Source organism: Emticicia oligotrophica DSM 17448 (genome assembly GCF_000263195.1).
GTDB classification, from domain to species: domain Bacteria; phylum Bacteroidota; class Bacteroidia; order Cytophagales; family Spirosomataceae; genus Emticicia; species Emticicia oligotrophica.
The window spans coordinates 1,528,719-1,554,666 of record NC_018748.1 but is presented as its reverse complement, the minus strand read 5'-3'; the positions used below and the strand labels follow the sequence as shown (position 1 = coordinate 1,554,666).

Sequence of the window (25,948 nt, the reverse complement as noted above, 5' to 3'; positions counted from 1 at the left end):
GTTGCTAGCCTACTATCTTGAATTATGGAACAATACGTAACTGTAAGGTGTTTTATAACATACTTAACACTTATCTGACCACTAGAAAAAGTAAAAATGAGTAATCGAAATTTGTTGAGTTTGGAATTGACAACTATTGTTGATGACGAACGACCTGTTTTTTTATCGGGCAACTTCTGCGAATGGCATCCCGATGTGTCGGATTTTGAAATGAAGAGAGTGAGCAAGGGAAAATACAAATTTACATTCTCGCCCGAAATTACCCTCCCAGAAAAAATAGAATATAAATATACGCGTGGTGGTTGGGATTTTGTAGAATTAGATACCTATGGAAATTCACCAAAAAACCGAGTAATTGAAAAATTATCAGGTCAGTACGCCGATTTTGTTCCCTATTGGCGTCAAGAAGGAGCTACAGCTTATATTCAAAAGTTAATGCCTAAAGTAGAAGTCATTTCTGAAAAATTTGAAATTCCACAATTAGGCAAAACTCGGAAAATTTATATTCTTCTCCCTCATGATTACGCCCAAAATACCGATAAGCGTTATCCTGTTTTGTATATGCAAGATGCCCAAAACCTATTTGGGAAAGGCTCAAACTACGGCAATTGGGAGATAGATAAACGTTTATCATTATTGGCTAAACGAGAGATGGGCGATGTAATTGTAGTAGCCATTGAACACGGTGAAGAAGGCCGTTTTAATGAATATTCCCCTTACACAGTTGAATCAAAAGGTAAAGGTTTGGGTATGAAATATGCAAATTTTATTGTTCGTACGCTCAAACCATTTATTGATGCTAATTATCGCACTAAAACCGAACGTCAATTTACAGGAATTGGTGGGAGTTCGATGGGTGGTTTGATTAGTATTTATGCAGGATTGATGTATCCAGAAGCAATTGGTAGATTAATGGTTTTATCGCCTTCACTTTGGGTTTCTCGGAAAATATACTTTGATGCAATAGAGTTTTTTAATCCATTAGCTACAAAAATCTATTTGTATGGTGGCGGAAAAGAAGGCAATGCGATGGTTCCAAACGTTAAGAAAATGAAGGAGACCATTGAGGGACAGGGCTGGGACACTGAAAAAATACAAATTAAACTCTCAATCGACCCTAAAGGAGAGCATAACGAAAAACGCTGGGGACAAGAATTTCCGAAGGCAATAGAGTGGTTGTTTAATTAACGGAAAGTATTTTATTCCACAAAAAACCATCTACAAATCAAATATTAAAGAATTTATGAAAATCAAGATAACAGCCAACAATACTGCTGCTAAGACAATTATTTTCCCACTGGTAGATAATGAGAAATTGGCGGAAAATCTTTCAAAAATTGCGAAGCACGTTGGGCTAAGTGCCGAAATACTCCAACAGGATTTCAAGGCAGGAACAAAAGAAACATTGGCTTTGTATGGAGCTATTGAGGGGCTGGAAAAGGTATATCTTTTAGGCTTAGGAAAATCTCCTAAACCTATTGATTATGTAAAGGTTTTTCGCTCGTTTTTCTACAATAACAAGAAAAAACTGCCAAGCAATGTTGGATTAAAGCTTAAAATGGCAGGTTTAGAAGCCAATATTGAGCAAATTGTGAATGGTATTTGTTTGGCTGAATATGAGGTAGGTATCTATAAAAGTGATGAGAAGAAAACCGCTGATATTTTTGGTGAATCTGGGCTTTTAGAAATTCAAGTTGCAGAAAATTGGCTCGAAAAAGGCGAAAAAGGAGTGGCGGTTGGACAAGCAATTGCCGAAACACAAAGTAGAATCATGACTTTGGTTGATGCACCAGCTAATTATAAATATCCGCAGAAATTAGCAGAATTTGCCATAGAATCTGGGCAAAAATACGGTTTCGATGTAAAAGTTTATGATGAGAAACAATGCCTTGAGTTAGGCTTACATGCTCTTTTGGCAGTTGGACGTGGTAGCACTGAAAACCCTGCAAGGTTTATTGTGATGGAATATCCCTCGGCTACGCTCGGGAACCAATCCTCGGCTATGCTCGGAGAACAAGTATCTTCCAAACCGGTCCCTGAGCGTAGCCGAAGGGTAGGTTTAGTAGGAAAGGGTGTAACTTTTGATACAGGTGGAATTTCTATTAAAAGTTCGGCAAGTATGAGTTATATGAAGTCAGATATGGGAGGAGCAGGAGCAGTTTTAGGAGCAATGGAATTAGCGGCTAAACTGCAATTGCCCGTGCATTTGATAGGCGTTATTCCATCAACCGAAAATTGTGTAGATGGCAATGCACTTAAACCAAGTGAGGTTATTCCTTCGTATGCTGGCAAAACAATTGAAGTAATTGATACTGATGCCGAAGGACGCTTAATTTTGGCCGATGGCCTTTCGTATATCAAAAAGAATTTTGAGCCTGATGTAATTATTGATTTGGCAACGCTCACGGGTAATTGCATTGCCGCATTGGGCTATGCTGCCGCAGGATTATTATCTAATAATGATGCCTTAGCAAATGAATTACTTGAAATCGGGCAAGAAACTGGAGAAAAACTATGGCGTTTGCCACTTTGGGATGATTATAAAGATATGATGAACTCTGATGTGGCTGATATAAAGAACCTTTCTTCTGCTCCAGTGGCTGGGGCAATTACGGCTGCAAAATTCTTGGAGTTCTTCATTGATGGACACACTAATTGGGCTCACCTTGATATTGCTGGGATGGCTTTTGGCGATTCAGAATTTGCCAAAATGAAGTCGGCTACCGCTTTTGGTGTAAATTTATTAACTACCTTCTTGCGAAAATAATTGATGTGTAATTTTTCTTTCGGTGGGTGAGCGAAGCCGAAACCACCGATTGGCAAAAATTATAATTTAGTGATTTTGACAAGCGTTTCTGCACCGATACCTACCAAGAAACATCGGAAGCTGAGCGAAGCCGAAGCTACAGGGAGTGGTTTCGACTTCGCTCAACTACTGAAGGCTTAGTACTCAACTCAATACTTCCCGTAATACTTGCAGTGATTTTATTTCGCCAAATTCTTCAACATGAATTTTGTAGAACGCGATGATGATTTCGAGTAAATGATTTCTAACCGCCCGATTCATGAATAATGGCGTTTGGTAATCAGCCATGATAAGCTGGTTCATCAATTTCTGATAATCGTTTTCAAAAGGAATAAGAACATTTAATTCTCGAAACTGAGAGACGATTTCTTGTGCATTTTCTGGAGAAAAGCCTAAGAAAAAAGCATATTTGAGCAGAAAGATTAGGTGAAAATTTTCAAAATGTTCGTCGGTTTCGTCTAAAAAAATGAGTGAATGATAAAGAAAATCGAAAAGAGCATCGTTTTCAGTATGTTCTTGAAGTGTTTTGTTCAAAACTTCATCCAAAAACATGGCGATACTTGACTTGTGAATATCGTAAGGAAGGCTTCGAAATGGAAAGCCTGATTTGGCCTCCGAGATACGATGCAAGTCTTTCTTTTCATCATGATATACCACCATATCGAGTAGTGTAAGCGGTTGAAAAAGTGCAATCTTATTTTTTCCTTTACTGCTTCTTACGCCATTTTCAATAAACGATTGAATACCAAATTTTTCGGTATAAATCTTTACGATAATGGAGGTTTCTCGGTATCGAATATAGCTAATGACTATCCCACGAGTTTTATGAAGCATGATACAATAAGAATAGAAACAGAATAACCCAAAGTACATCTACAAAATGCCAATAGATACTTATGAGCTTGATTTTCAGTTGATTAGGTGGATTGACACTATAAACATAAGAATCAATATATTCCATTCGTTGAAAAGCATCTTTGTTAGCTGAGATGAGTGCTATAATTCCGCCCAGTGTGTGCAAAATATGTAGTCCTGAAAGAACATAAATAAACATTCCTCCAGTATTATTGCTCATTGTGATGCCGGCATTCAATAATTTACGCCATCCAAAACCTTGTAAAACGATAAACAAAATGCCCGTCAGTAAGGTCAGACTGATATTTAGACGATAGGTTCGAAAACGCTCTTCCTTAAAAGCTTTATTTGCCCCTTGCAGCGTAAGGCTACTTGCTATAATAACTAAAGTACTAAACCAAAATACACCCGGAATCTTTACAGGAATATCCTGATTTCTAGCTTCTTTCGTAATAAAAACAATCAATAAAAAGAAAAAAAGCAGCCCGCTACTAATCATAGCAAGGTAGAGCATGAAAGCAAATGGTTCTCGGCGTTTACTTAATTGATTCATCTTTTCACCCGTCCCCCAAGGGTTTAAATAAAATTATACTTTAAAGAATCCTTGCCATATTGCGAAATTTGGAAATTGATTTTTTAAGTCTATTTCGTTTTCAAAAATTCCATATACAGTTGAGCCTGAGCCCGTCATAGAAGCATAAACAGCACCAGCTACATAAAGTGATTCTTTTACTTCGGCAATGGTTGGATACTTTAATAACAGTTTTTCTTCGAAATCGTTTTTAACAATTGTTTTCCAATTAGATATTGGCTCCGAAAGAGCCGTTTTTAATGATATTTCAGGTTTTTGTGGCGATACCCCCGAATAAGCTTCAGCAGTAGAAATATGAATATCTGGATTGACTAACACTATAAATTTCCCTTTCAGATTAAGCGAAAAATCTTCAAATTCATCGCCTTTATTATAGCAAAAAACAGGTTTATTTTCGATGAAAAAAGCACAGTCCGAACCTAATTTTCGGGCAAAATCTTTTAGTTGGTCGTTGCTCAAATTTAGTTGATAAACCTCATTGAGCATGCGAAGTGTAAAAGCTCCATCGGCAGAACCACCACCCAAGCCTGCACCCATTGGTATTACTTTGTGCAAATGAATAGTCGGTGGCGTAGAGATTTGGTCTTGCAATAAATGCCATGCCTTCAAACAAAGATTTGAACTTTCATTGCCCGGAATACTCAAGCCCGTACTTTGGAAGATTGCTTCATTGGCAGTTTGGTCTTGATTTGGTAAGATTTCGAGGGCATCGCACCATTCGACTGGGTAAAAAACAGATTCGATATTATGGAAGCCATCAGAGCGTTTTTCTACGATATTGAGGCCAATGTTTATTTTAGCGTTTGGAAATGTAAGCATCTATATAAAATTTCGATTTCAAAATTACTCAACCACCGAGTAAATCAATAACAAAACGATTGTTAGTTTTTATTAAAACACTTAAATCTTAAATAAGTTAATTTTAAACAGACTCAAAAATATGAAATAATCAGAATTGTAGTCTGAATAGTGGTTTTAGTAGGACTTTTGAGCAGTTTTGATAAGGAAGAATAGAAACTGATTGTAGATAAATAGTAAAAGTCTGATGATTCACTAAATGAAACTATGAAAAATAAATAAGCAGGGGCTTTATACCCCTGCTTGTATAATAATCTTAGAAATTATCGCTCCATTGATAAGCTTCAATCAATTTTGCTTCTCCTTCTTTGCCTTTAGCAAAATTACCATGTTCCATTCCCATGATGAACTCTTGATTATTGGCTTTCGATTTTTCGTAAATATGCTTAAATAAGCTCTTGTAATTTATTTCGCCAGTAGTTGGCTCCTTGCGGCCTGGCTCATCGCCAATCTGAAAATAGGCAATTTCTTCCCAGCACCAATTCATGTGTTGAGTCATGCGGCCTTCATTTCTTTGCATGTGCCACATATCAAATAAAATCTTACATGAAGGGCTATTCACCGCCTTACAAATCATGTAGGTTTGGTCAGAATAGCGTAAGAATAAATCGGCATTATCGCTTAATGGTTCAAGTACCATCGTGAGGTTATGAGGCTCGAAAATATCACAAGCTCGGCGTAAGGCATCAATGACATTGGCTGTCTGAACACCTAATGGTAGATTTCGCTCAAAATAGCCAGGTACAACCGTCATGTATTTAGCATTACAACGTTTAGCTGTTTCTACCGAGGCACGGCAAGTTTTTAAGAAATTTTCGAGGAAATCTTTTTTACCAGTGGTGAGTGAAACTTTCCAATTATCGCCACCATCTACCACAAAAACCCCCATTTTCATGCCTAATTTGGCCATTGTTTCACCAATTTTTGTTTGTATTTCTACTGGGCGGCCTAACATTCCGTTATCCTCCAGAGCCATGAAGCCATTGTCAGCCATGAATTTAAGTTGGTCGAAAAGGTCTTTGCCAGCTGAATTTTCAAACATTCCGAAATGCGGAGCATAGAGAAGTTTGAATTTATTAGGAGCGATGATGTTTGGTTGTTCGATTTGACTCGGCGTAGAAGCTAAAGCTGCGGTTGAAGTGCCAAGGGTACTAGCTCCGGCAGCCAAGACACTCTTTGATAAAAAGTTTCTGCGATTCATTTTTTGTTATAGATTGAAGGTTGAATACCAAAATAATGGTTTGGTAGTTTTGAATTTTTTGTTGGAATAAATGGTCTTCAAATATATTATAAAAAAAGCGATTGGACTAACCCAATCGCTTTTTGTTTTTTCAATATAAGAAATCAAGATTTTCTGTTTTGATATCTTCCGGTTCGAGTTCTAAAAACTCTTCCCAGAAGGCATTTTCGGGCAATGCCGCTTTGCAAATGATTGGCTCCTTTTTCACTGGATGAATAAAATACAACCTGCGAGCATGAAGATTGATGTTGCCTTCAATATTTGGGCGTGGGTATCCATACTTCACATCACCTCTAATTGGGCAACCCATTTTGGCCAATTGCACACGAATTTGGTGTGGGCGACCAGTAATCGGGTTTATCTCGAGTAAATGATAATGGTTCAATTCGCCTAAATAACGATACGTCAACTCTGCTTTTTGTGAGTTAGGTACTTCTTCGTCGTAGGCTTTTACGGTATTCTTAGTTTCATCTTTTACGAGCCAGTTGGTCAATTTTGCCGATTTTTTCTCGGGTTTTTTACCCACAACTGCCCAATAAGTTTTCTGAACATCACGTTTTCTAAATATCTCGTTCATGCGTTCGAGTGCTTTTGATGTACGTGCAAAAACCACCAAGCCACTCACGGGGCGGTCGAGGCGGTGTACGGTTCCAAGAAAAACATCTCCTGGTTTATTGTATTTTTCTTTAATATACTCTTTTACGTAGTCAGAAAGCGTTTTATCGCCAGTGCTATCGCCCTGAACTAAAATTCCTTGGGCTTTATTGACGATAATGATGTGATTATCTTCGTAAACTACTTGAAATGGTTGCTTTGCCATAATTTATTTACATAATTACTCTTTTACGACATCTCCCTGCCCTCTTTGAATCGGACTGCCGAAGCGGGGGCAGGAGGATGTAAACTTTTAATTTAAACAAACTCTAAAGCCAGACGCCTGGTTTCTTTGTCGGTTTCTATATAATCTTCGAGCGTTGGTGTGCGAACGAAGGTCACTTTTTTCATACAATCTTCAATCAAATCCGACATTTCTAAGAATCCGATTTCATCACGTAAGAATGCTGCAACGGCTATTTCGTTGGCCGCATTAACAATACACGCCATGTTCCCGCCAGTACGTAGGGCTTCAAATGCGAAACCTAAATTTCTGAATGTTTCATAATCAGGTTTTTCAAAAGTAAGCGATGGATACTGGGCAAAATCCATACGTGGGAAAGTTGATTTTAAACGATTCGGATAGCCAATCGCAAACTGAATCGGCACTCGCATATCTGGTAAACCCATTTGGGCTTTCATACTTCCATCTTCAAACTGCACCATTGAGTGAATAATACTTTGTGGGTGTACAACCACTTCAATTTGCTCTGGTGTGAGTCCGAATAACCACTTTGCTTCAATTACCTCTAAACCCTTATTCATCAAAGAAGCAGAATCTATGGTAATTTTTGCTCCCATGCTCCAATTAGGGTGCTTGAGGGCTTGGGCTTTGGTAACTGTTTTCAAAAACTCACGGTCTTTCCCTCTAAATGGACCACCCGAAGCCGTTAGTATTATTTTTTCAATAGGATTATGAAACTCACCTACCAAGCACTGAAAAATAGCCGAATGTTCAGAATCAACAGGTAATATATCAACTCTATGCTTTTGAGCTAATTCCGTCACTAATTCGCCAGCTACTACGAGCGTTTCTTTATTGGCTAAAGCAATGTGTTTACCTGCTTTAATGGCCGCCACCGTCGGAATAAGTCCTGCATAACCCACCAGAGCAGTGAGTACCATATTCACCGATTCCATGGTTACAACCGATGCCAAAGATTTATCTCCAGAATAAACTTTTATATCAAGTGGGTCGAGAGCGGCAAAGACTTTGTCATAAAGGTTTTCGTTAGAAATCACCACTACGTTTGGCTTAAACTTAGCTGCTTGTTCAATCAACAAATCGGCGTTGTTTTGGGCGGTCAGTACTTCTACTTCAAAAATATCTGGATTGGCTTCAACAACTTCTAAGGCTTGTGTTCCGATAGAACCAGTTGAGCCAAGAATAGCAAGATGACGTTTCTGCATGAAATAAACTATTGAAATTTTTTACAAAGTTCGGAAAATTTAATGATAAAGTTTTTATTTTAACGTTTGTATTAGACTTGAAATACGAAATAAGCATTTTGGTTTTCGAGTTTATTTGTCTAATGAGTTAGTTATTAGCGTTTTATAGATATATTCAAGAGTTTAGTTTAAATACTTTTTAAATTTATTCCCCACAGGGGTTAAGGGCATCTATGCAAACGGCTGAAGATCAATTCCAATTTTTTGAGGGCGTTTTTTTTGAAAGCTTCGGACGTGACCTACAAGTAAACGAGTATCGCCTAATACAGGGTGGAAGTATCAATGTGACCGTGCAAGTACTTACCAACGAAGGCAAATATTTTATTAAATATAATACTCGGAACTACGAAGGAATGTTTGAAACAGAAGCAAAAGGCCTTGACCTATTGCGTGAAACTAACGTGATTCGTGTGCCCGAGGTGATTCATTGGGGGCGTCGTGATGGACAAGATTATTTGGTTCTCGAAAATATCGAATATTCTAAACCTAATTTCGATTATTGGGAGTCTTTGGGTCAAAAATTAGCTAGTCTGCATCGAAATACAGCCGATTCTTTTGGCCTCTCGTTCGATAATTATATTGGTTCACTTCGTCAAAGTAATGAGCAGAAATCTGATTGGCTGAGCTTTTTTATTGAAAAACGTTTGAATGTTCAAGCAGGTTTAGCCTATTATAATGAGTTGATTTCTAAATCTTTATACGATAAATTTCAGCAATTTTATAAGGTTTTGCCCGAACTTATTCCAAACGAACCAGCTTCTCTCTTACATGGAGATTTGTGGTCGGGAAATGTGATTACTGATGAAAAAGGTGAGCCCTCACTCATCGACCCATCGGTTTATTACGGAAGCCGAGAAATGGAAATAGCTTTCACAAACTTATTTGGCGGTTTTGATAAGCGTTTCTATGACTCGTATCAGGAAGCCTATCCTCTCCAACCAAGATTCGATGAACGAGTGCCTATTTATAATATTTATCCCTTGCTTGTGCATACCAATATTTTTGGAACGAGCTATTTACCCCCAATCATCAGAACTCTCAATAGATATCTATAAGATTTTAGCCTTGATACATCAAATTGCAGCCTCTGATATCAGAGTTATCAAAGCGACCAATGATGCTAAATGATTGATTTTCAGTGTTGTATGCTCCTAAATCTTGGGTTTCTATGAAGCAACAAGAATCAATATTAGCTAAATCAATTACGTTGATTCCGCCACGAATCAAGGTTTTCTCATTCTTTTGGGAATAGTTTACCGTTGAGATAATCTTGAATGGGTCGTTTATTTCACGAAGTAGCACTCTCATAGTATTGGGTAATTCAAAAATCCCATCGCCTTTCGAATATCCTTGCGAAAGTAGTTCTGTCATGCCATATTCAGAGTGAATTTTTTCGATTCCAAACGCCGAGGTTAAGATTTCATGTACTTCTTCCCGCAATAATTCTTTCCTTCTACCTTTCATTCCCCCAGTTTCCATGACAATTAAGCGTTTTTTTAGGTCTTTCATGCAAGATAAATCTTCTCCAGATTCAGCTAAATCAAGCAAGGCAAATGTGACGCCAATCAACAAAACTTTTCTTTTAGATTGTTGTTTAGATAACAGTCGAAGTTGCTGAAGCAATTCTTGGGTATTTTTCAAATAAAAACCAGATTCTCTTGAGTAGGTTCTATAAATAAAACTCTGTACCATATACACCAACGAAGAATTATTTCGTTCAAGGTAAGAAGGCAGTAAAGCTAAAATGTGAAACTCATTCAAAGGGCCATAAAACTGCTCAAAAATTCGTTGACTGATGTATTCATAAAAAGGCAAATCGCTCACTAAATGTTTACTGGTGGTATCGCCTGTGGTGCCGCTACTTTCAAAAATTATTTGGGTAGGAGCTCCCTCAGAAACAATTTTATGGTGCTTGAAAAACTGAATCGGTAAAAAAGGAATTTTTTCGATTCGACTCACTTGCTGAGGATTTACTCGGAGATACGCTAAATATTCTTTGTAGGTATAATTAGTGGCAGCTTGAAAACGAAATATTTCTAAAGCCAATTCTTCGAAATCGTGTGGTCGTACGGAAGAGTCGTTCAACTGTAAAACCGCCGATTTTAGTTCGTCACGAATGCCCATTGAAAATTTTATGATTTTTACTAAATTAGCCGAAATATAGAAAATTATTGATATTGCAAAGTGTAGCACGTCAGACGACACCGTTTTCTCAAGGTTTTCTATTCAATTAAAATGTGCCACACTTGTTTTGCATAACAGACTAATTAAAATTACATTTTTAGAATGAAAAAGGTTTCAGTTTTTGGAATATTAACAATAATTGTCGCATTGGTAGGTTGTTATAAAGAAACCACTTTTGATAATACGCCAGCCATTAGCTTTAAGTCAATTAAAAAGGAGGTTAGAATCGACCAATTTGCTGGTACGAAAAAGGATTCTGTTATTCTGACGATTAAGTTTCAAGATGGAGATGGTGATTTAGGTTTGAATGAAAAAGAAAGAACTACTGCCGAAACAACTAGTAATTATAATTATCTCATTAGGCTATTTCGCAAGAAAAAAGGTGTTTTTACCGAATTTATTCCAGCGGTACCCTATTCGGGTTATTTTCCTCGCTTAAAAGCTGATGGCAAAACTGGTCCGATAGAAGGGACACTTGATTATTCAATGGAGTTTCCTCACCCATTTACGCCTCCTAAAGATTCACTAAAATTTCAAGTAATCATTAAAGATAGAGCAGGGAATGTGAGTAATACCGCAGAGTCAGATGTGATTGTATTGAATGAATTTTAAAGAGATTGGGGTAGTATAGGAAGATATTTATTCCTAACTACCCCAAAAATTTATAAAAGTGTTGCACCTGTTCCGTTTACTTTCGGGAAAACAGGTTTGCCTTTGTCAAGATATACTCCCGTTGCAGGGTCATTGGCAATTAAAATCGAACCATCCATATCTACATAATCAAGTAAAGGTGCTAGCTGCCCGATTGCTGAAATACCCACACTTGTTTCCGTCATACAGCCACACATAACTTTCAATCCCAAGCTTTTTGCTTCTGAAATCATGCGTAATGCTGGTGTAATTCCACCACACTTGGCCAATTTTACGTTTACACCATGAAATTTACCTACGCATTTTTTTACGTCTTCTTCCACAATGCAGCTTTCATCGGCAATGAGTGGTAAAACCGAACCTTTCATTACTTCTTCCATCTCTACGTAAGCATCTTTGTGCATTGGTTGTTCGATAAATTCTACGCCCAACTCTGCAAAAGCTTTCGAGTTTTCAATGGTTTCTTCAATACCCCAGGCACAGTTAGCATCAACTCTAAAAAGAGCATCGGTGTGTTTTCTTAGTTCACGAACAATTTCAACATCGTGATTAGTACCCAACTTGATTTTATAAATCGGGAAATCAAACTCTTTCATTTTCTCAACCATTTTTTCAATGGTATCAATTCCGATGGTATAATTAGAATTCGGGGCTTTTGAAGGGTCAAGGCCCCAAATTTCGTATAAGGGTTTACCTTGTTTTTTGCCCCATAAATCCCAAGCTGCCATATCTAATGCACAATGTGCAAAAGGGTCATTTTTTAGATGAGGGTACATAAATGCCCAAAAATCCTCTGGATTTTGAAGGTCGTAGTTTTCGATAATTTCTTGATATTCAGAGAGTTTGTCTCTCATTCCTTCGGCCGTAACTCCATAATAAGGTATTGGAGTTGCTTCTCCATAACCACTGAGTTCACCGTCTTGAAGTTCAACGATAAAGGCATCAATATCATCACGTGAGCCGTGAGCAATGGTAAAAGTATGCCGCATTTGCAGCGTGAGAATATGGAATTTTAGTTTCATTTTGATGAAGGTCGTTTGTTTATACCGTGTAATAAAGTTTCTCCTCCTTTCAAAGGAGGGGTGTCAAAGTCCTGATGGAATCGGACTTTGACGGGGTGGTTGTTTAAGTTTTAAAATGCCTTTTAATCTCATTCAAAACCCATTCTATATTTTCAAATCTTAATACTTTAATGTTGAGTGATTTTAAAAACTCATCACGTTTTTCATCGTGCACGAGTCCGTAGCCTTCAAAGTGTTCTTGTCCATCTAATTCTATGTTTATTTTTTCTGATGGGCAAAAAAAGTCAAGAATGTAAAATTCAATACTGTGTTGTCTTCTAAACTTTCGTCCTTCTAATTGACTATTCTTTTAGTAACTCCATAAAGTTGCCTCAGCCGATGTGGAGTGGTTTCGTAAATGTTTTCTTTGTGGTTTTAAGGACTTTAGATTATTGAGTTGCATAGTTTTTTTCTAAAAAATTACTCCAATGTTCAACCACCCCGTCAAAATTCGACTTCGTCAAAATTTTGCCACCCCTCCTTGAAAAAAGGAGGGGAAATTTTGTTCTCGTATTTTTTACCTTTCAATTTATCTCTCATTATCCTCAAAGATAAAATATCACATATTCACCAACTCATTTCCACGTAGTACAGGCACAACATCATACAAATCACGTTGTAAGCAATAGCTAATATCTTTGTTGATACCTAAGCGTTGCAAACGGCGAATATGCGATGAATTTGCCAAGTATCCAAGCATATCGTCTTTGGCTTGTTGATAGAGTCTCATAGACATAATAGCACTATCTTCGGCCACAAAAAACTCATCTTGTACGGCATCTACTACTGCTCCTGCAAAGAGTGTATCCTCTAAATTGGTTCGCCCTTTCCAGCCTGCACAAAGCACCAATACATCGTAAGGCTGTGTTTTTAGGTATTCTACGATTGCATTGAGATTTAGAAAAGCTCCAACTAAAACCTTTACAGCAGATGTTTTAGCTTTTGAAATCGAATAGGTGCCATTGGTGGTTGTCATGGCAATTTTTTCACCGATTAGCTTTTCATCCATGTAGCTAAAAGGAGAATTATCAAGTTCGAATCCCTCCACTTTTTGGGCGTTTCGTTCCGCCGCGGCAATAAAACCTTTGGCCTGTAATTCTTGACATTCTTCTACGGTTTCAACTGGAATAATGGCTTTTACACCATAAGCAAAGCCTGTAACCATACAAGAAGTTGCACGAAAAATATCAGCAACAATAACAATCGTATTATCAATTTTATGTAGGTGAAGTAAATCGGGAGTTAAACAAACATCAATATTTTTCATCGTAATGCAATATAAAACGGTGTCGTTTCGAATTATGAGATTTTTTGGCAAAGATGCCAAAAAAAGTGTTTAAAATTGACAAGTTTTGCAAAGTTGTCAATTTTTTGTTCAAAACTTCTTCAATTAAGTTCCAAATTCTAAAAAAAATCCTACATTTTTAATCTTTTTTTAAGCAAAATATCGGAATTGTGAAAATCGTATCGTAATTTTGCAGCCGAAAATTAAGAGTACAGCACACGTTTCTTAAAAAATTACATTCAAAACTCATCATAAAGAATTATATGGCATCAGTTAGACCAGACGAAGTTTCGGCTATCCTGCGTGAGCAATTGGCAGGTGCAAGAACCGAAGCCGAACTCGAAGAAGTTGGTACAGTGCTACAAATCGGTGACGGTGTAGCACGTATATACGGTTTATCAAAAGTTCAAGCCGGTGAATTGCTGGCATTTGAAAATGGCTTAAAAGCCTTAGCACTTAACCTCGAAGAAGACAACGTAGGAGCGGTATTGTTAGGTGACTCGGCAGGTATCAAAGAAGGTGCAACAGTAAAACGTACAGGTGAAATCGCCTCTGTAAAAGTAGGTGATGGCATCGTAGGCCGTGTTGTAAATACTTTGGCTGAGCCTATCGATGGCAATGGCCCTATTCAAGGAGAAACTTTTGAAATGCCTTTGGAGCGTAAAGCACCAGGCGTTATTTATCGTCAGCCAGTAACTGAGCCTTTACAAACAGGTATCAAAGCTATTGACGCGATGATTCCGATTGGCCGTGGCCAACGTGAGTTGGTTATCGGTGACCGTCAAACTGGTAAGACTGCCGTTTGTATTGACACCATCATTAACCAAAAAGAATTCTACGACAAAGGCGAACCTGTATATTGTATCTACGTAGCTTGTGGTCAAAAAGCTTCTACAATTAAGGCTGTTGAGCAGACATTACGTAAATATGGTGCTATGGATTACACAGTAATCGTAGCAGCGGGTGCTTCTGACCCATCTCCGATGCAGTTCTTTGCTCCGTTTACGGGTGCTGCTATCGGTGAATACTTCCGTGATACAGGCCGTCCAGCATTGGTTATCTACGATGACCTTTCTAAGCAAGCCGTAGCTTACCGTGAAGTATCATTATTGCTTCGTCGTCCACCAGGCCGTGAAGCTTATCCAGGTGACGTATTCTACTTACATAGCCGTTTATTGGAGCGTGCTGCAAAAGTTATCGCTGATGATGCTATTGCAAGTGAAATGAACGATTTACCGCCATCATTGAAATCTAAAGTGAAAGGTGGTGGTTCATTAACAGCCCTTCCAATCATCGAAACACAAGCAGGTGACGTTTCTGCTTATATCCCTACAAACGTAATCTCGATTACTGACGGACAAATCTTCTTGGAGTCTAACTTGTTCAATGCAGGTATTCGTCCAGCGATTAACGTAGGTATCTCGGTATCACGCGTAGGTGGTAATGCTCAGATTAAATCAATGAAGAAAGTAGCTGGTACATTGAAACTTGACCAAGCACAGTTCCGTGAATTGGAAGCTTTTGCGAAGTTTGGTTCAGACCTAGATGCTGCTACTCGTTTGACTATCGAGCGTGGACGTCGTAACCAAGAAATCTTAAAGCAAGCTCAATTCTCGCCAGTATCAGTAGGAGAGCAAGTTGCTATTATCTATGCTTCAATCAACGGTGTATTAGACAAAGTACCTGTTGCAAGAGTAAAAGAATTCGAAAACGAATTCGCTTTATTATTGAAGAGCCAAAACCCAGAGGTTATTACAAACCTTGCGGCTGGTAAGTTAGATGATGCTACTACTGACACTATCAAGAAAGTAGGTAAAGAATTAGCAGAGAAATACGCTTAATACAATTAAGAATTGAGAATTAAGAATTAGGAATGTTTTTTAGCATAATTAATTCTTAATTCTACATTCTACATTCTTAATTTAATAAAAAGATGCCTTCATTAAAAGAAGTTAGAAATAGAATTACCTCGGTAAACTCTACAACACAGATTACCAAGGCAATGAAAATGGTATCAGCGGCGAAGCTTCGTCGTGCACAAGATGCCATTACTCAGATGCGTCCGTATGCAACGAAACTCAATGAGTTGATTTCTGCGGTATCGGCTAATACTGAGGTAGGAACAGCGAGTCCATATACTCAAGTTCGCTCTGTTGAGAAGGTTTTAGTAATCGTTGTTACTTCTGATAGAGGACTTTGCGGTGCATTTAATGCAAACGTTGTAAAGGCCACTGTGGCTCATATTAACGAAAACTACCCTGCTCAATTAGCTAAAGGTAATGTTGAAATCATGGCTTTGGGTAAAAAAGGTGGTGAAACATTACAAAAGCGTGGCTTCAAGACAAATACCGAGTTTATGGATATTTTCCAACGCTTGAGTTTTGCTACTGCCCGCCAAGCTGCAGAGCAAGCAATGGCAGCTTTTGCAAATGGAAAATATGATGTAGTTGAAATTGTGTTCAACGAATTCAAAAACGTAGCTACGCAGATTATTCGTGTAGAGCAAATGCTTCCTTTAGTTGAGAAAAAAGATGATAACGCTAAAGCTGCTAATACAGATTATATTTTCGAACCATCGGAAGAAGAAATTGTATTAGAATTAATGCCAAAGGCTATCAAAATGCAGTTATTCAAAGCCGTTTTAGAATCAAATGCTTCTGAACACGGTGCTCGTATGACTGCTATGGATAAAGCAACTGATAACGCCAACGAGTTATTACGTAATTTGAAAATCGAATATAACCGTAGTCGCCAAGCTGCCATTACAAAAGAAATTTTGGAAATTGTGGGTGGTGCAGAAGCTTTGAAAGGAAACTAATTATTAGTTCTTATATATCAGAAACGGCGATACATCGAAAGATATATCGCCGTTTTTCTTTTCCTACAGCACAATTCGGAGAATTGTGTTACATTTCTTGAACACTCATCACACCTAAGTTCTCAAATAATTTAGTCCAATAATAAGTAATTGTTGGGTTATTTTCTTTGATAGAACTGGTTGCTTCAAAAGGTAAAATCATCGAAATATCTGGACCATTCAAGGCTAAGTCTTTGTATTTATCGGCATCAGCTTTAGCCCAGCTTTCTGCTTCTGAATTATCTTTTGGTGGTTTAATCTGAAAATCACGCCCACTTTTCACACTTTCAACCATATCACTTAGGTAATATACCTTCACAATCGCTCCCGACTCTGATGCTTTCGCAATGACTGGTAGACTTGCTAAAATATTGGTTTCGCGGTTCGATTCGCTTGTATTTTCAGCATTGAGGCGTGCTAATGCTTGTTTTGAGACAAAAGAACGTTCTTTTCGAATGGAGAGGTCATAGTTAGTTTTGATAGCCTCTAAATCGGTTGCATTGACTCCCTCTGTATCTTCCATTTCGGTTCGACAAGTAAGCGATAAACAACGTCCTTTAGCGGTATTTTCGTGGATATAATAAATTTCAAATTTATCACCCGATTTCCTCACATTTTCCTCAATGATGCTATTGAGGGCTTGCTGATATTTTTGTGCTACAAAAGGCTTCGACACATCAACACTGGCAGTTTTATCAATAAATACCAATGTATGAATAGCCGGACTGTTGGCAGTATTTTCGGTTTTTTGAGTTTTCTTTTCGCCGCAAGAAGCTAAAAAGACGATAATTAAAGCAATTAGGAAAAAATTAGCTGGCTTTTTCATTGAGGGAAATCATTTAAGTATTTGTAAGTCAGCCTTTTTGGGGCAACTTTTTACAAAAATAAAAAAATCAGTATTTCAACTTCAATAGTTTTCTATAAATGGTATCAGCAGGCATATTTTTCTTCCAATAATCATTGCGAATGGTCGCTTTCAAAACTCCTCTGGTAGTTAGCCGCTTTTTGTTTTCTTCATAAGATTCTTCCCAGCCGATAATTTGATGCGGAAAGTTTTTTTCGAAAATAATTCTGAGGTCACGTTTACTCTCTGGATAATGAATATTGTAGTCCATCAGTTCTGTACCTTTAAACGTTGAATCTCCTTTATAAGCTTCAAGTTTAATCTTGCTCATTTCGGGCAATACACGCTTGTGGCGAAGGCGTAAAGAAGTCATACTCGGAATCATCATTACATTGCCAATGGGCAGTTGCTCGGTTTGAGAAAGTCTAATTTTACTCCATAATTCATCTTCAAGCAATGCATAATCAACATGAAAATCATCCGAAACTTCTTCTTCAAAATAAGATTTTCCTAGAACTTGATAGCCATTTTGATGATAGTTTAATTGGGTAAATGTTTGTCCACACCATTCTTGATTCGTGTTTGTCACTTTTAAAGTAGCAGGGTAGGTGTTGGTTTGTACAGGGGTAAAGATTGATGAATACATGGAGTAATCATAGATACCTGTAATGAACTTTTTTAGAAAATTTAGCTTCAAAACTGGGGTTGCTTTTTCACGAGCATCTGATTCGAGCTTTACTTGTTTATCTAGTCTAAAATCTTCAGTTACAAAAACCATTACAGCTTCGCCCACATGTTTTTTTCCGTAGCGAGCCTGTTGTAAATCGTAGCTACTTATTTCGGCTTGATTATTAAACCAGTATTTTCTGAACTCTTGAGTATCAGAGAGCTGAAGGTTTTTCTGTTCGTTTTTGTTTTGGCATGAAGTGAGCGTAAATAATAGGCAAATAGCAGTGATGAGGTATTTCATTTTTTGGTTTTTGATTCAAATAATCATTCAAAATTAGTGAAATTGTGTGGTAATTTTATAGTGTTATAGTGTTAATGATTCGTTATGGCTTCATTTAGATATATAGGTACAAGTTTTGTTCATTTCTTGTTTATTTTTTCCCTTTCCAACTAATCAAAAATACGCCGATAAGTACAAAAACAGTTCCTATAATTTGTTCAAGCCAAATCGTTTCGCCTAAAAACGTTGTGGCTAGCACAATCGTAAAAATTGGTCCGATGCTAGCAATGATGGAAGCGTTTCCTGAGCCAACTCTTTTGATTCCTTCCGATAACATAAAAGTTGGTAAAACCGTTGAGAAAACGGCAATTGACAACGAAATGGTATAAACAGGAATAGGAAAATTTAAAATATTTAATTGATTAACGGTATAGCAGTGAATAAGGGTAGGAACAAAAGCTGATAAAATAACCCAAGAGGTAAAACGAGTTGTACCAAGTTTAGCGATAAGCCCATCGCTACTGATTAAATAAAACGCATAAGTAAAACCACTTAAAACTACCCAAAAGGCTCCTAGCCAAATATCTTTTTGTTGGTGAGCATCGAAGTTCTTTAAAAAAGCAATGAAGATACCGAAATAAGTAATACCCAAAGCCAACCATTGCAAAGGAGAAATCTTCTTTTTGAAAATGATAGCACTCAAGATTAAGACAAAAGTAGGATAGACAAAAAGCAAGATTCGCTCTAAACTCGCAGTAATATAATTCAGACCTAAAAGGTTAAAGTAAGCCGAAATATAGTATCCAATAAACCCAACCCCAAATAACTTAAGCCAAGTGCTGGTAGATACTTTTGGGTGTGCCTCTTCTTTGAAGCGTTTTCTTAAGATAGTAAAAATATAGAAAGGAGCAGCAAATATAAATCGGAGGGAAAGTAGGGAGATGGTTCCTACCCCATATTGGTAGGCCGATTTGATGAAAATACCTTTTAAAGCAAAACCAAACGCAGCTCCAAAAACCAATAAAGCTCCTAACCAATAATTTGAGCGTTTGGGCATAAAAAATAACGGAATCTCAACCAGAAAAAAGAATGAATATGATAGATTTGCTAATACAAAGTACGGTGAAAAAAAAGGATATTCTTTAAAATCAATAAATTTGCATAAATTCTGTTAGAAAAGTTAAATTTTTTATTGTTATTATTAAAAATTTTAAGCTAATTCAACCTTGTGTTTTAATAAATTAGATATTCAACATGGCAACAACCAAAGCAAAATTAAAGAAAGAATCAGAAGAAACTATTAGTATTAAGCCGCGTGAACAAAAGAAGCCAATGTTGATGGAGATTGCTTGGGAGGTATGTAACCAAGTTGGTGGAATTTATACAGTAATTCGCTCGAAAGTACCTTCAATGGTTGAGGAGTGGGGCGAAAATTACTGTCTCGTTGGCCCGTACTTCCCTAATACGGCAATGATTGAGTTTGAACCAATTGCAGACCTCGATGAATCGCCTTTTGGGAAAGTTGTAAAAAAAATGAAAGAAATGGGCTTTGATGCCCATTATGGCCGTTGGCTGGTTACGGGCAAACCCAAAATTGTTTTGCTCGATTTCAAGTCAATTTTGAATGATACCAACGATTTAAAGTTTAAACTTTGGGAAAGACACCAAATTTCAACTTTAAATGCTGAGCCATTGGTTGACCAAGTGATTGCTCTAGGTGAGATGATTAGGGTTTTCTTGACCGAATTTGGTGAAGCTTTTGGGAGCAAAAACGAGGTTGTGGCTCATTTTCATGAGTGGATGGTTGCCACTGCTTTGATAGATATTCGCACTGATAATGTGCCAATTTCGACCGTATTTACTACACATGCCACCATGTTGGGGCGTTATATCGCTGGAAATGAGCCTGATTTTTACGAAAAACTATCAGGATATGATTGGGAACAGGAAGCACGCCATTATGGAATAGAAGCACAAGCGAAAATTGAACGTTTAGCTGCCCAAAAATCGCATGTACTCACTACAGTAAGTGATGTGACAGCTAAAGAATGTGAGGTGTTTTTCGGTCGAACTTGTGATTTGATTCTACCGAATGGTCTGAATGTTACACGTTTTGCAGCTATTCATGAATTCCAGAATCTTCACTTGAAATATAAAGAAAAAATCCATCAATTTGTGATGGGGCACTTCTTCCAAAGTTATTCTTGGGATTTAGATAATACACTCTACTTCTTTACTTCAGGCCGCTACGAATTTAGAAACAAAGGATATGACCTTACACTTGAAGCTCTCAAACGTTTGAACTTCAAACTTGTTCAGGCAGGTATTGATACGACAATCGTGATGTTTATCATTACTAAAAACCCTGTTCATTCGATAGACCCAGAGGTGCTACAGTCGAGGGCTGTAATGGAAGAGATTCGACAAACCTGTGAGGCTATGGAAAAACAAATTGGAGAACATCTATTCCATGCCTCGGCATCAAACGATGACCCAAATCTTCCTGACTTAAATCAGTTTGTTGATGAATATTGGAGATTACGTTTACGCCGCACAATTCAAACTTGGAAGACCAAAAAACTTCCTCATACGGTGACGCACCTTTTGAAGCAACCCGATGATATTACCAATTATTTGAAGGAAACCAATTTACTTAACCACGAACAAGACCGCGTAAAATTTGTGTATCACCCAGATTTTATTTCTCCTACCAACCCACTTTTTGGAATGGAATACAGCCAGTTTGTGCGTGGATGCCATTTGGGCATTTTCCCGAGTTATTATGAACCTTGGGGATATACGCCGCTAGAGTGTGTTGTAAGAGGAATTCCTACTGTAACGAGTGATTTATCAGGCTTTGGTGATTTCATTATGCAACTCATGAAAGATTTCGAAAACGTAGGGGTATATGTGGTTAATCGTAAGCGTAAAAACTTTGATAAAGCCGCCGACCAACTAGCCGAAATTCTCTTTAAGTTCGTAACAATGAACCGACGTGACCGCATCATGCAGCGTAATAGAGTAGAGAATATCTCAGAAGTATTTGATTGGACAAATCTACGTTCGTACTACGATACTGCTCACGATTTAGCCCTGAAACGTAAGGGTATAACACGTATATAGTTTTCAAAATATACAATTATTGACGATACTTTTAAACACATAAGATTTTGTATATCAATATCTTATGTGTTTTTTTATGGGTGACTATCATGAAATAGCACAATTTTGATTAATTTTGCCAACTCACCTTAAAAGTTTTCTATAACCTTAATGATTCTAAGTATTATTTTAGCCTATTTAATGGGCTCGATTCCCACAGCAGTTTGGTATGGTAGGATTTTTCACGGTATTGATGTTCGCGAACATGGAAGTGGAAATGCTGGGGCAACCAACTCTCTTCGTACACTTGGCAAAAAAGCAGGTATCATTGTTCTGATTGTCGATTTCCTCAAAGGTTTTTTAGCTGTAAAAGCTGCTGGTTTGTTTATGTCAGATATCACTCAGTATCTATATTTACTTATGGGCTTAGCCGTGATTATGGGGCATATTTTCCCAATTTTTGCCCAATTTAAAGGTGGAAAAGGCGTGGCTACTTCAATGGGGGTTTTGGTTGCTACTTTTCCTTGGGCTGCTTTAGGTTGCTTTTTAGTATTTTTAGTAATAGTACTTGCTACAAAATATGTATCCTTAGGTTCAATTTTAGGCGGATTAGCTTTCCCTATTCAATTGATGTTCAATTTATGGAATGATAATGCCGATAATTACGCCATTGGCTTTGCTTGGGTGGTTTTCTTAATCTTAACTATCATGCATCGCCAAAATATCAGTCGCCTAATAAACGGTACTGAAAATAAGTTTGGGGCGAAAAAATAAAGCCATAACTTTGTATATGTAGTAAAAGTCCACTGGACAAAATAAATCAATGAACACTTACATCGAACAAAATAAAGACAGGTTCTTAAACGAACTTTTTGATTTCTTACGTATTCCTTCGGTTAGTGCCGACTCAAAGTTTCAGCCCGATATGCTTCGTGCGGCTGAATATATTCAAGAAAAATTATTAGCTGCAGGCCTTGATAAGGCAGAGATTTGTCCGACAGCGGGGCATCCGATTGTATATGCTGAAAAAATGGTAGATGCATCTTTGCCAACAATTTTAATTTACGGACATTACGACGTTCAACCTGCTGACCCTTACGAACTATGGGATTCGCCTCCATTTGAACCAACAATCAAGGTAACTAAAAATCACCCAGACGGAGCTATTTTTGCTCGTGGTTCTTGTGATGATAAAGGACAAATCTATATGCACGTAAAAGCTATCGAAATGATGTTGGCTCAAGGTGGTTTGCCTTGTAATGTAAAGATTATGTTTGAAGGAGAAGAAGAAGTTGGCTCAGAGAATTTGGGTATTTTCGTGAAAGAAAATAAAGAAAAACTTAAGGCCGATTTAATCCTGATTTCTGATACTTCTATCATTGCCAATGATATTCCTTCGGTAGAAACTGGTTTGCGTGGACTTACTTATATGGAAGTTGCCGTAACCGGTCCAAATCGAGATTTACACTCGGGTGTATATGGTGGAGCTGTGGCCAATCCTGTTAATGTTCTTTGCCAGATGATTGCTTCCATGCACGATGCCGATGGCAAAATTACGATTAAAGGATTCTATGATAAAGTAGCAGAGCTGAGCCAAGCTGAGCGTGATGATTTAGAGGCTGCACCTTTTGATTTGGAAGAATATAAAAAAGACCTTGAAATTGCCGAAGTTTCTGGCGAAAAAGGCTATACTACTCGTGAGCGTGCCAGTATTCGACCAACACTTGATGTAAACGGCATTTGGGGTGGCTATATAGGCGAAGGCTCGAAAACGGTACTTCCATCGAAAGCATTTGCTAAAATCTCGATGCGACTTGTACCAGATCAAGATTGGGAGGAAATAGCAGAATTATTCGAAGCTCATTTCAAGGCGATTGCTCCGCCAACAGTAAAGGTTTCAGTCGCCCGTCATCATGGAGGACAGCCCTATGTAACGCCAACTGATTCGGCGGGTTATAAGGCTGCAATGTTGGCGATGGAAGAAGCTTTTGGTAAAAAGCCCGTACCAACAAGAGGTGGAGGAAGTATTCCAATCGTGGCATTATTTGAGCAAGAATTAGGCTTGAAATCAATACTATTTGGTTTTGGTTTAGATTCAGATGCTCTCCACTCGCCTAACGAACATTATGGATTGTTTAATTTCTTTAAAGGAATCGAAACCATTCCGTTGTTTTTCAAGCATTATGCCGAATTGATGAAGTAAAAAGGAGAAAAGTATGTTTAAAATCCAATTACTTTTAATCTTATTGATTCCTGCTCAAATGTTTGGACAATATGAATTTAAGATAGATGGTCAAAATTATAATATTCCCAGTAGTGTGACTAAAAAAAAGCATATTGCTTTTGAAAATGAATGCTATCAACCAATTTATAAATTTAAAGAAAACGAAAAAGTTGCAAGCATTGGAGCTGGTTGGGGTATAAATGAAATTATATATTCATTAGAGTCTCCCAAACTTTACTTTTACCTTGAAGATATCAATGCTCAGTTTTTGAACGTCAGCTTATTAGAAAAAGAAATTTTCTTGCTTCAGAATAGCTACGGAAAACAAACAAAATCAGAGTTTAGGATTTATATAGGAGATAGCATTTCAACCAAGCTACCTAAAATATTATTTGATAAAATTTTGATTGAAAACTCTTTACATGAATTCTCGAACTCCTATGAAATGTTGTGTGATATTGAACAAAAACTTTCAAATAATGGGAGCCTATTTGTTTCTGAGTATATTTCGAGCAAACCTAACAAAAGGCATAAAGGGTGTGGAAAACCAATGTTTTTAGAGCCAGAGTTAATAAATTTATTTACCAAACATAACCTTATACTTTTTAAAAAATACCAGCCATATCTTAAAAAAGAAGATTTTATTGTTTTTGAATTTAGAAAGAAAATATAAAAAAAGGAGATAGTTTTAGTGATAAACATCGACCCCAAATTCATAAATGACAAACCCGTTTTTAGTATAATTAAAAGTAAATATTAAAACAGATTTTAATTAGCTTGGAATGGTTATATTGGTGCTTTTTTTCTTTTTTCATAAGGAAAAAAATTAGGTGTTTTAAAGAATAGACAGACATAGACACAAGCTTTTCGCTCAAAGATAGATATGTTTGCAAAGACTCTTATAAAGTCTCTTGGTTCTATATAATTATATTAACACAATATGGAAAAACGATTCAATCAGTCGGTTTTTGAAGAACTAAAAAGCCTTTTGCAAGACCGTGTAACGAGCGAAACAAACATCCGAAACGAACACGGTGTCGGATTTAGTTATCATGCTTGTACGCCACCTGATTGTGTCGTTTTTCCTTTAAATACACAAGAGGTTTCTGAAATTGTAAAAATTTGTGCAAGATATAGCACACCAATCATACCTTTTGGAGCAGGTACTTCGGTTGAAGGGCACATACTTGCCCTTGAAGGAGGTGTTTGTATTGATTTAAGCAAGATGAATCAAATCATCGAAATCAGTGCAGATGATATGTACGTGACGGTTGAGTCAGGCGTCACACGTAATCAGATTGATGAGGCTCTCGAAGGAAGTGGATTCTGCTTTCCGATAGGACCAGGCGTAAATGCTACTTTAGGTGGTATGGCCAGTACAAGGGCATCGGGTACGAATGCCGTACGATATGGCACCATGAAAGATAATGTACTGACGCTCAAGGCTGTTTTGCCCAATGGCGAAATTATACAAACGGGCAGTAAAGCAAAAAAATCGTCGGCGGGTTATGACCTCACTCGACTATTAATTGGAGCAGAAGGTACTTTAGGAATTATCACAGAGCTTACCCTTAAATTGCATAGCTACCCAGAGGCGATTTATGCCGCAGTTTGTTCATTTCCAAGTGTTGAATTGGCCGTTAATACCGCCATCAAAACTATTCAAAGGGGTATTCCTATCTCTAAAATAGAATTGCTTGACGATGCAATGATGCGGGCAATTAATCTTTATTCAGCCTTAGGTTATGCCGAAAAACCAACACTTTTTTTAGAATTTGCGGGTTCAGAAATAGAATTAAAAGAACAAATAAAGAAAGTTGAGGAAATCACACAGCAGCACGAAGTATTGGAGTTTTTGTGGGAAACCAGCGAAGAAAATCGAAAGAAACTTTGGCGAGCTCGAACTGATGCTGCACCTGCTTCAGTTGCACTCCGTGAAGGAGGGAAATTGATGTCGACCGATGTTTGCGTGCCGATTTCTAAATTAGCAAAGTGTATTGTTGATACACAAATAGATATAAAAGAAAGTAATATTTTAGCTCCAATTTTAGGGCACGTTGGTGATGGTAATTTTCATCTAACGATTGTTGTTTCAGCAGATGATGCTGATGAATTTGAAAGAGCAAAAGCCCTAAACGAACGATTGGTAACGAGAGCTCTTGAAATGGGTGGAACATGCACAGGCGAACATGGGATTGGCGTTGGGAAACTTCATTACATGAAAGCCGAACATGGTGAAGCACTTAACCTTATGTGGACGATTAAGAAAGCAATAGACCCTCAAAATATCATGAATCCTGGCAAATTATTACCCAAAATAAATCATTAGAGGTAGCA

Annotated in this window: 23 protein-coding genes and 1 pseudogene; 11 read left to right on the top strand and 13 right to left on the bottom strand. The window is 37.5% G+C overall.

Going from position 1 to position 25,948, the window contains the following annotated elements:
* Positions 1-96: 96 nt before the first annotated feature.
* Positions 97-1,188, top strand: a complete 1,092-nt coding sequence (locus tag EMTOL_RS06460) for an alpha/beta hydrolase (protein WP_015028467.1) — start codon at positions 97-99, stop codon at positions 1,186-1,188.
* Positions 1,189-1,243: 55 nt separating this feature from the next.
* Positions 1,244-2,767, top strand: a complete 1,524-nt coding sequence (locus EMTOL_RS06455; protein WP_015028466.1) for a leucyl aminopeptidase family protein — start codon at positions 1,244-1,246, stop codon at positions 2,765-2,767.
* Between the two features lie 183 nt (positions 2,768-2,950).
* Here the strand turns inward: EMTOL_RS06455 and recO are convergent, their stop codons facing one another.
* The 6 genes from recO to EMTOL_RS06425 all read right to left on the bottom strand — a co-directional run bounded on the left by recO (position 2,951) and on the right by EMTOL_RS06425 (position 8,415).
* Positions 2,951-3,640 (bottom strand): DNA repair protein RecO, encoded by a 690-nt coding sequence (gene recO, locus EMTOL_RS06450; RefSeq protein WP_015028465.1) that lies wholly within the window; start codon positions 3,638-3,640, stop codon positions 2,951-2,953.
* Positions 3,630-4,214, bottom strand: a complete 585-nt coding sequence (locus tag EMTOL_RS06445; RefSeq protein WP_015028464.1) for a cytochrome c oxidase subunit 3 — start codon at positions 4,212-4,214, stop codon at positions 3,630-3,632. The genes recO and EMTOL_RS06445 overlap by 11 nt, the downstream gene beginning before the upstream one ends.
* A gap of 33 nt (positions 4,215-4,247) precedes the next feature.
* Complete coding sequence (ispE, locus tag EMTOL_RS06440) at positions 4,248-5,072, bottom strand: 4-(cytidine 5'-diphospho)-2-C-methyl-D-erythritol kinase (protein ID WP_015028463.1); 825 nt, start codon at positions 5,070-5,072, stop codon at positions 4,248-4,250.
* A gap of 295 nt (positions 5,073-5,367) precedes the next feature.
* Entirely contained in the window at positions 5,368-6,312 is a 945-nt protein-coding gene (locus tag EMTOL_RS06435; RefSeq protein WP_015028462.1) for a hydroxypyruvate isomerase family protein, read from the bottom strand.
* Between the two features lie 130 nt (positions 6,313-6,442).
* On the bottom strand, positions 6,443-7,171 hold the full coding sequence (locus EMTOL_RS06430) for an RluA family pseudouridine synthase (protein ID WP_015028461.1): 729 nt from the start codon (positions 7,169-7,171) through the stop codon (positions 6,443-6,445).
* 92 nt (positions 7,172-7,263) lie between these two features.
* Positions 7,264-8,415, bottom strand: coding sequence for a 1-deoxy-D-xylulose-5-phosphate reductoisomerase (locus tag EMTOL_RS06425; RefSeq protein WP_015028460.1), 1,152 nt, complete (start codon positions 8,413-8,415; stop codon positions 7,264-7,266).
* 212 nt (positions 8,416-8,627) lie between these two features.
* Between EMTOL_RS06425 and EMTOL_RS06420 the strand changes: the two genes are divergently transcribed.
* On the top strand, positions 8,628-9,509 hold the full coding sequence (locus tag EMTOL_RS06420; protein WP_015028459.1) for a fructosamine kinase family protein: 882 nt from the start codon (positions 8,628-8,630) through the stop codon (positions 9,507-9,509).
* 4 nt (positions 9,510-9,513) lie between these two features.
* Here EMTOL_RS06420 and EMTOL_RS06415 read toward each other — a convergent pair whose 3' ends face one another.
* The gene (locus EMTOL_RS06415; protein WP_015028458.1) at positions 9,514-10,578 is read right to left on the bottom strand and encodes an acyltransferase; all 1,065 of its coding nucleotides are present in this window, start codon (positions 10,576-10,578) and stop codon (positions 9,514-9,516) included.
* A gap of 162 nt (positions 10,579-10,740) precedes the next feature.
* Between EMTOL_RS06415 and EMTOL_RS21715 the strand changes: the two genes are divergently transcribed.
* Entirely contained in the window at positions 10,741-11,250 is a 510-nt protein-coding gene (locus tag EMTOL_RS21715) for a hypothetical protein (protein ID WP_015028457.1), read from the top strand.
* A 50-nt stretch (positions 11,251-11,300) separates the two neighbouring features.
* Here the strand turns inward: EMTOL_RS21715 and EMTOL_RS06405 are convergent, their stop codons facing one another.
* The 3 genes and pseudogenes from EMTOL_RS06405 to EMTOL_RS06400 all read right to left on the bottom strand — a co-directional run bounded on the left by EMTOL_RS06405 (position 11,301) and on the right by EMTOL_RS06400 (position 13,617).
* A complete protein-coding gene (locus tag EMTOL_RS06405; protein ID WP_015028456.1) occupies positions 11,301-12,311 on the bottom strand; it encodes a dipeptide epimerase in 1,011 nt (336 codons plus the stop codon).
* A gap of 103 nt (positions 12,312-12,414) precedes the next feature.
* Positions 12,415-12,645, bottom strand: a pseudogene (locus EMTOL_RS22095) (endonuclease domain-containing protein); the annotation flags it as partial.
* Between the two features lie 264 nt (positions 12,646-12,909).
* Positions 12,910-13,617 carry a 2-phosphosulfolactate phosphatase gene (locus EMTOL_RS06400; protein WP_041693435.1) on the bottom strand — a complete coding sequence of 236 codons (708 nt, stop codon included), beginning with the start codon at positions 13,615-13,617 and terminating at the stop codon, positions 12,910-12,912.
* A 281-nt stretch (positions 13,618-13,898) separates the two neighbouring features.
* On the opposite strand from EMTOL_RS06400, the gene atpA reads away from it, so the two are divergent.
* Positions 13,899-15,476: a F0F1 ATP synthase subunit alpha gene (atpA, locus tag EMTOL_RS06395; RefSeq protein ID WP_015028454.1), complete on the top strand. Its 1,578-nt coding sequence runs from the start codon at positions 13,899-13,901 to the stop codon at positions 15,474-15,476.
* Positions 15,477-15,568: 92 nt separating this feature from the next.
* Entirely contained in the window at positions 15,569-16,453 is an 885-nt protein-coding gene (gene atpG / locus EMTOL_RS06390) for an ATP synthase F1 subunit gamma (protein WP_015028453.1), read from the top strand.
* Between the two features lie 88 nt (positions 16,454-16,541).
* On the opposite strand, the gene EMTOL_RS06385 is transcribed toward atpG, so the two are convergent.
* From EMTOL_RS06385 to EMTOL_RS06375, 3 genes are all read right to left on the bottom strand, one after another.
* On the bottom strand, positions 16,542-17,318 hold the full coding sequence (locus tag EMTOL_RS06385) for a hypothetical protein (RefSeq protein ID WP_015028452.1): 777 nt from the start codon (positions 17,316-17,318) through the stop codon (positions 16,542-16,544).
* Between the two features lie 67 nt (positions 17,319-17,385).
* Positions 17,386-18,306, bottom strand: a complete 921-nt coding sequence (locus tag EMTOL_RS06380; RefSeq protein WP_015028451.1) for a hypothetical protein — start codon at positions 18,304-18,306, stop codon at positions 17,386-17,388.
* Positions 18,307-18,436: 130 nt separating this feature from the next.
* Positions 18,437-19,342: a DMT family transporter gene (locus EMTOL_RS06375; RefSeq protein ID WP_015028450.1), complete on the bottom strand. Its 906-nt coding sequence runs from the start codon at positions 19,340-19,342 to the stop codon at positions 18,437-18,439.
* A gap of 197 nt (positions 19,343-19,539) precedes the next feature.
* Here EMTOL_RS06375 and EMTOL_RS06370 point away from each other — a divergent pair, with 197 nt between their 5' ends.
* The 5 genes from EMTOL_RS06370 to EMTOL_RS06350 all read left to right on the top strand — a co-directional run bounded on the left by EMTOL_RS06370 (position 19,540) and on the right by EMTOL_RS06350 (position 25,940).
* Complete coding sequence (locus tag EMTOL_RS06370; protein ID WP_015028449.1) at positions 19,540-21,408, top strand: glycosyltransferase family protein; 1,869 nt, start codon at positions 19,540-19,542, stop codon at positions 21,406-21,408.
* 150 nt (positions 21,409-21,558) lie between these two features.
* Positions 21,559-22,161 carry a glycerol-3-phosphate 1-O-acyltransferase PlsY gene (gene plsY, locus EMTOL_RS06365; RefSeq protein WP_015028448.1) on the top strand — a complete coding sequence of 201 codons (603 nt, stop codon included), beginning with the start codon at positions 21,559-21,561 and terminating at the stop codon, positions 22,159-22,161.
* A gap of 49 nt (positions 22,162-22,210) precedes the next feature.
* Positions 22,211-23,590 (top strand): dipeptidase, encoded by a 1,380-nt coding sequence (locus EMTOL_RS06360; RefSeq protein WP_015028447.1) that lies wholly within the window; start codon positions 22,211-22,213, stop codon positions 23,588-23,590.
* 58 nt (positions 23,591-23,648) lie between these two features.
* Complete coding sequence (locus tag EMTOL_RS06355) at positions 23,649-24,284, top strand: hypothetical protein (protein ID WP_305953189.1); 636 nt, start codon at positions 23,649-23,651, stop codon at positions 24,282-24,284.
* Between the two features lie 267 nt (positions 24,285-24,551).
* Positions 24,552-25,940: an FAD-binding oxidoreductase gene (locus EMTOL_RS06350; protein WP_015028445.1), complete on the top strand. Its 1,389-nt coding sequence runs from the start codon at positions 24,552-24,554 to the stop codon at positions 25,938-25,940.
* Positions 25,941-25,948: the final 8 nt, after the last annotated feature.

Excerpts from the sequence above, each read along its gene's own strand:
- EMTOL_RS06460 (WP_015028467.1), top strand. The coding sequence starts at position 97 with ATGAGTAATCGAAATTTGTTGAGTTTGGAATTGACAACTATTGTTGAT.
- EMTOL_RS06455 (WP_015028466.1), top strand. The coding sequence starts at position 1,244 with ATGAAAATCAAGATAACAGCCAACAATACTGCTGCTAAGACAATTATT.
- recO (WP_015028465.1), bottom strand. The coding sequence starts at position 3,640 with ATGCTTCATAAAACTCGTGGGATAGTCATTAGCTATATTCGATACCGA.
- EMTOL_RS06445 (WP_015028464.1), bottom strand. The coding sequence starts at position 4,214 with ATGAATCAATTAAGTAAACGCCGAGAACCATTTGCTTTCATGCTCTAC.
- ispE (WP_015028463.1), bottom strand. The coding sequence starts at position 5,072 with ATGCTTACATTTCCAAACGCTAAAATAAACATTGGCCTCAATATCGTA.
- EMTOL_RS06435 (WP_015028462.1), bottom strand. The coding sequence starts at position 6,312 with ATGAATCGCAGAAACTTTTTATCAAAGAGTGTCTTGGCTGCCGGAGCT.
- EMTOL_RS06430 (WP_015028461.1), bottom strand. The coding sequence starts at position 7,171 with ATGGCAAAGCAACCATTTCAAGTAGTTTACGAAGATAATCACATCATT.
- EMTOL_RS06425 (WP_015028460.1), bottom strand. The coding sequence starts at position 8,415 with ATGCAGAAACGTCATCTTGCTATTCTTGGCTCAACTGGTTCTATCGGA.
- EMTOL_RS06420 (WP_015028459.1), top strand. The coding sequence starts at position 8,628 with ATGCAAACGGCTGAAGATCAATTCCAATTTTTTGAGGGCGTTTTTTTT.
- EMTOL_RS06415 (WP_015028458.1), bottom strand. The coding sequence starts at position 10,578 with ATGGGCATTCGTGACGAACTAAAATCGGCGGTTTTACAGTTGAACGAC.
- EMTOL_RS21715 (WP_015028457.1), top strand. The coding sequence starts at position 10,741 with ATGAAAAAGGTTTCAGTTTTTGGAATATTAACAATAATTGTCGCATTG.
- EMTOL_RS06405 (WP_015028456.1), bottom strand. The coding sequence starts at position 12,311 with ATGAAACTAAAATTCCATATTCTCACGCTGCAAATGCGGCATACTTTT.
- EMTOL_RS06400 (WP_041693435.1), bottom strand. The coding sequence starts at position 13,617 with ATGAAAAATATTGATGTTTGTTTAACTCCCGATTTACTTCACCTACAT.
- atpA (WP_015028454.1), top strand. The coding sequence starts at position 13,899 with ATGGCATCAGTTAGACCAGACGAAGTTTCGGCTATCCTGCGTGAGCAA.
- atpG (WP_015028453.1), top strand. The coding sequence starts at position 15,569 with ATGCCTTCATTAAAAGAAGTTAGAAATAGAATTACCTCGGTAAACTCT.
- EMTOL_RS06385 (WP_015028452.1), bottom strand. The coding sequence starts at position 17,318 with ATGAAAAAGCCAGCTAATTTTTTCCTAATTGCTTTAATTATCGTCTTT.
- EMTOL_RS06380 (WP_015028451.1), bottom strand. The coding sequence starts at position 18,306 with ATGAAATACCTCATCACTGCTATTTGCCTATTATTTACGCTCACTTCA.
- EMTOL_RS06375 (WP_015028450.1), bottom strand. The coding sequence starts at position 19,342 with ATGCCCAAACGCTCAAATTATTGGTTAGGAGCTTTATTGGTTTTTGGA.
- EMTOL_RS06370 (WP_015028449.1), top strand. The coding sequence starts at position 19,540 with ATGGCAACAACCAAAGCAAAATTAAAGAAAGAATCAGAAGAAACTATT.
- plsY (WP_015028448.1), top strand. The coding sequence starts at position 21,559 with ATGATTCTAAGTATTATTTTAGCCTATTTAATGGGCTCGATTCCCACA.
- EMTOL_RS06360 (WP_015028447.1), top strand. The coding sequence starts at position 22,211 with ATGAACACTTACATCGAACAAAATAAAGACAGGTTCTTAAACGAACTT.
- EMTOL_RS06355 (WP_305953189.1), top strand. The coding sequence starts at position 23,649 with ATGTTTGGACAATATGAATTTAAGATAGATGGTCAAAATTATAATATT.
- EMTOL_RS06350 (WP_015028445.1), top strand. The coding sequence starts at position 24,552 with ATGGAAAAACGATTCAATCAGTCGGTTTTTGAAGAACTAAAAAGCCTT.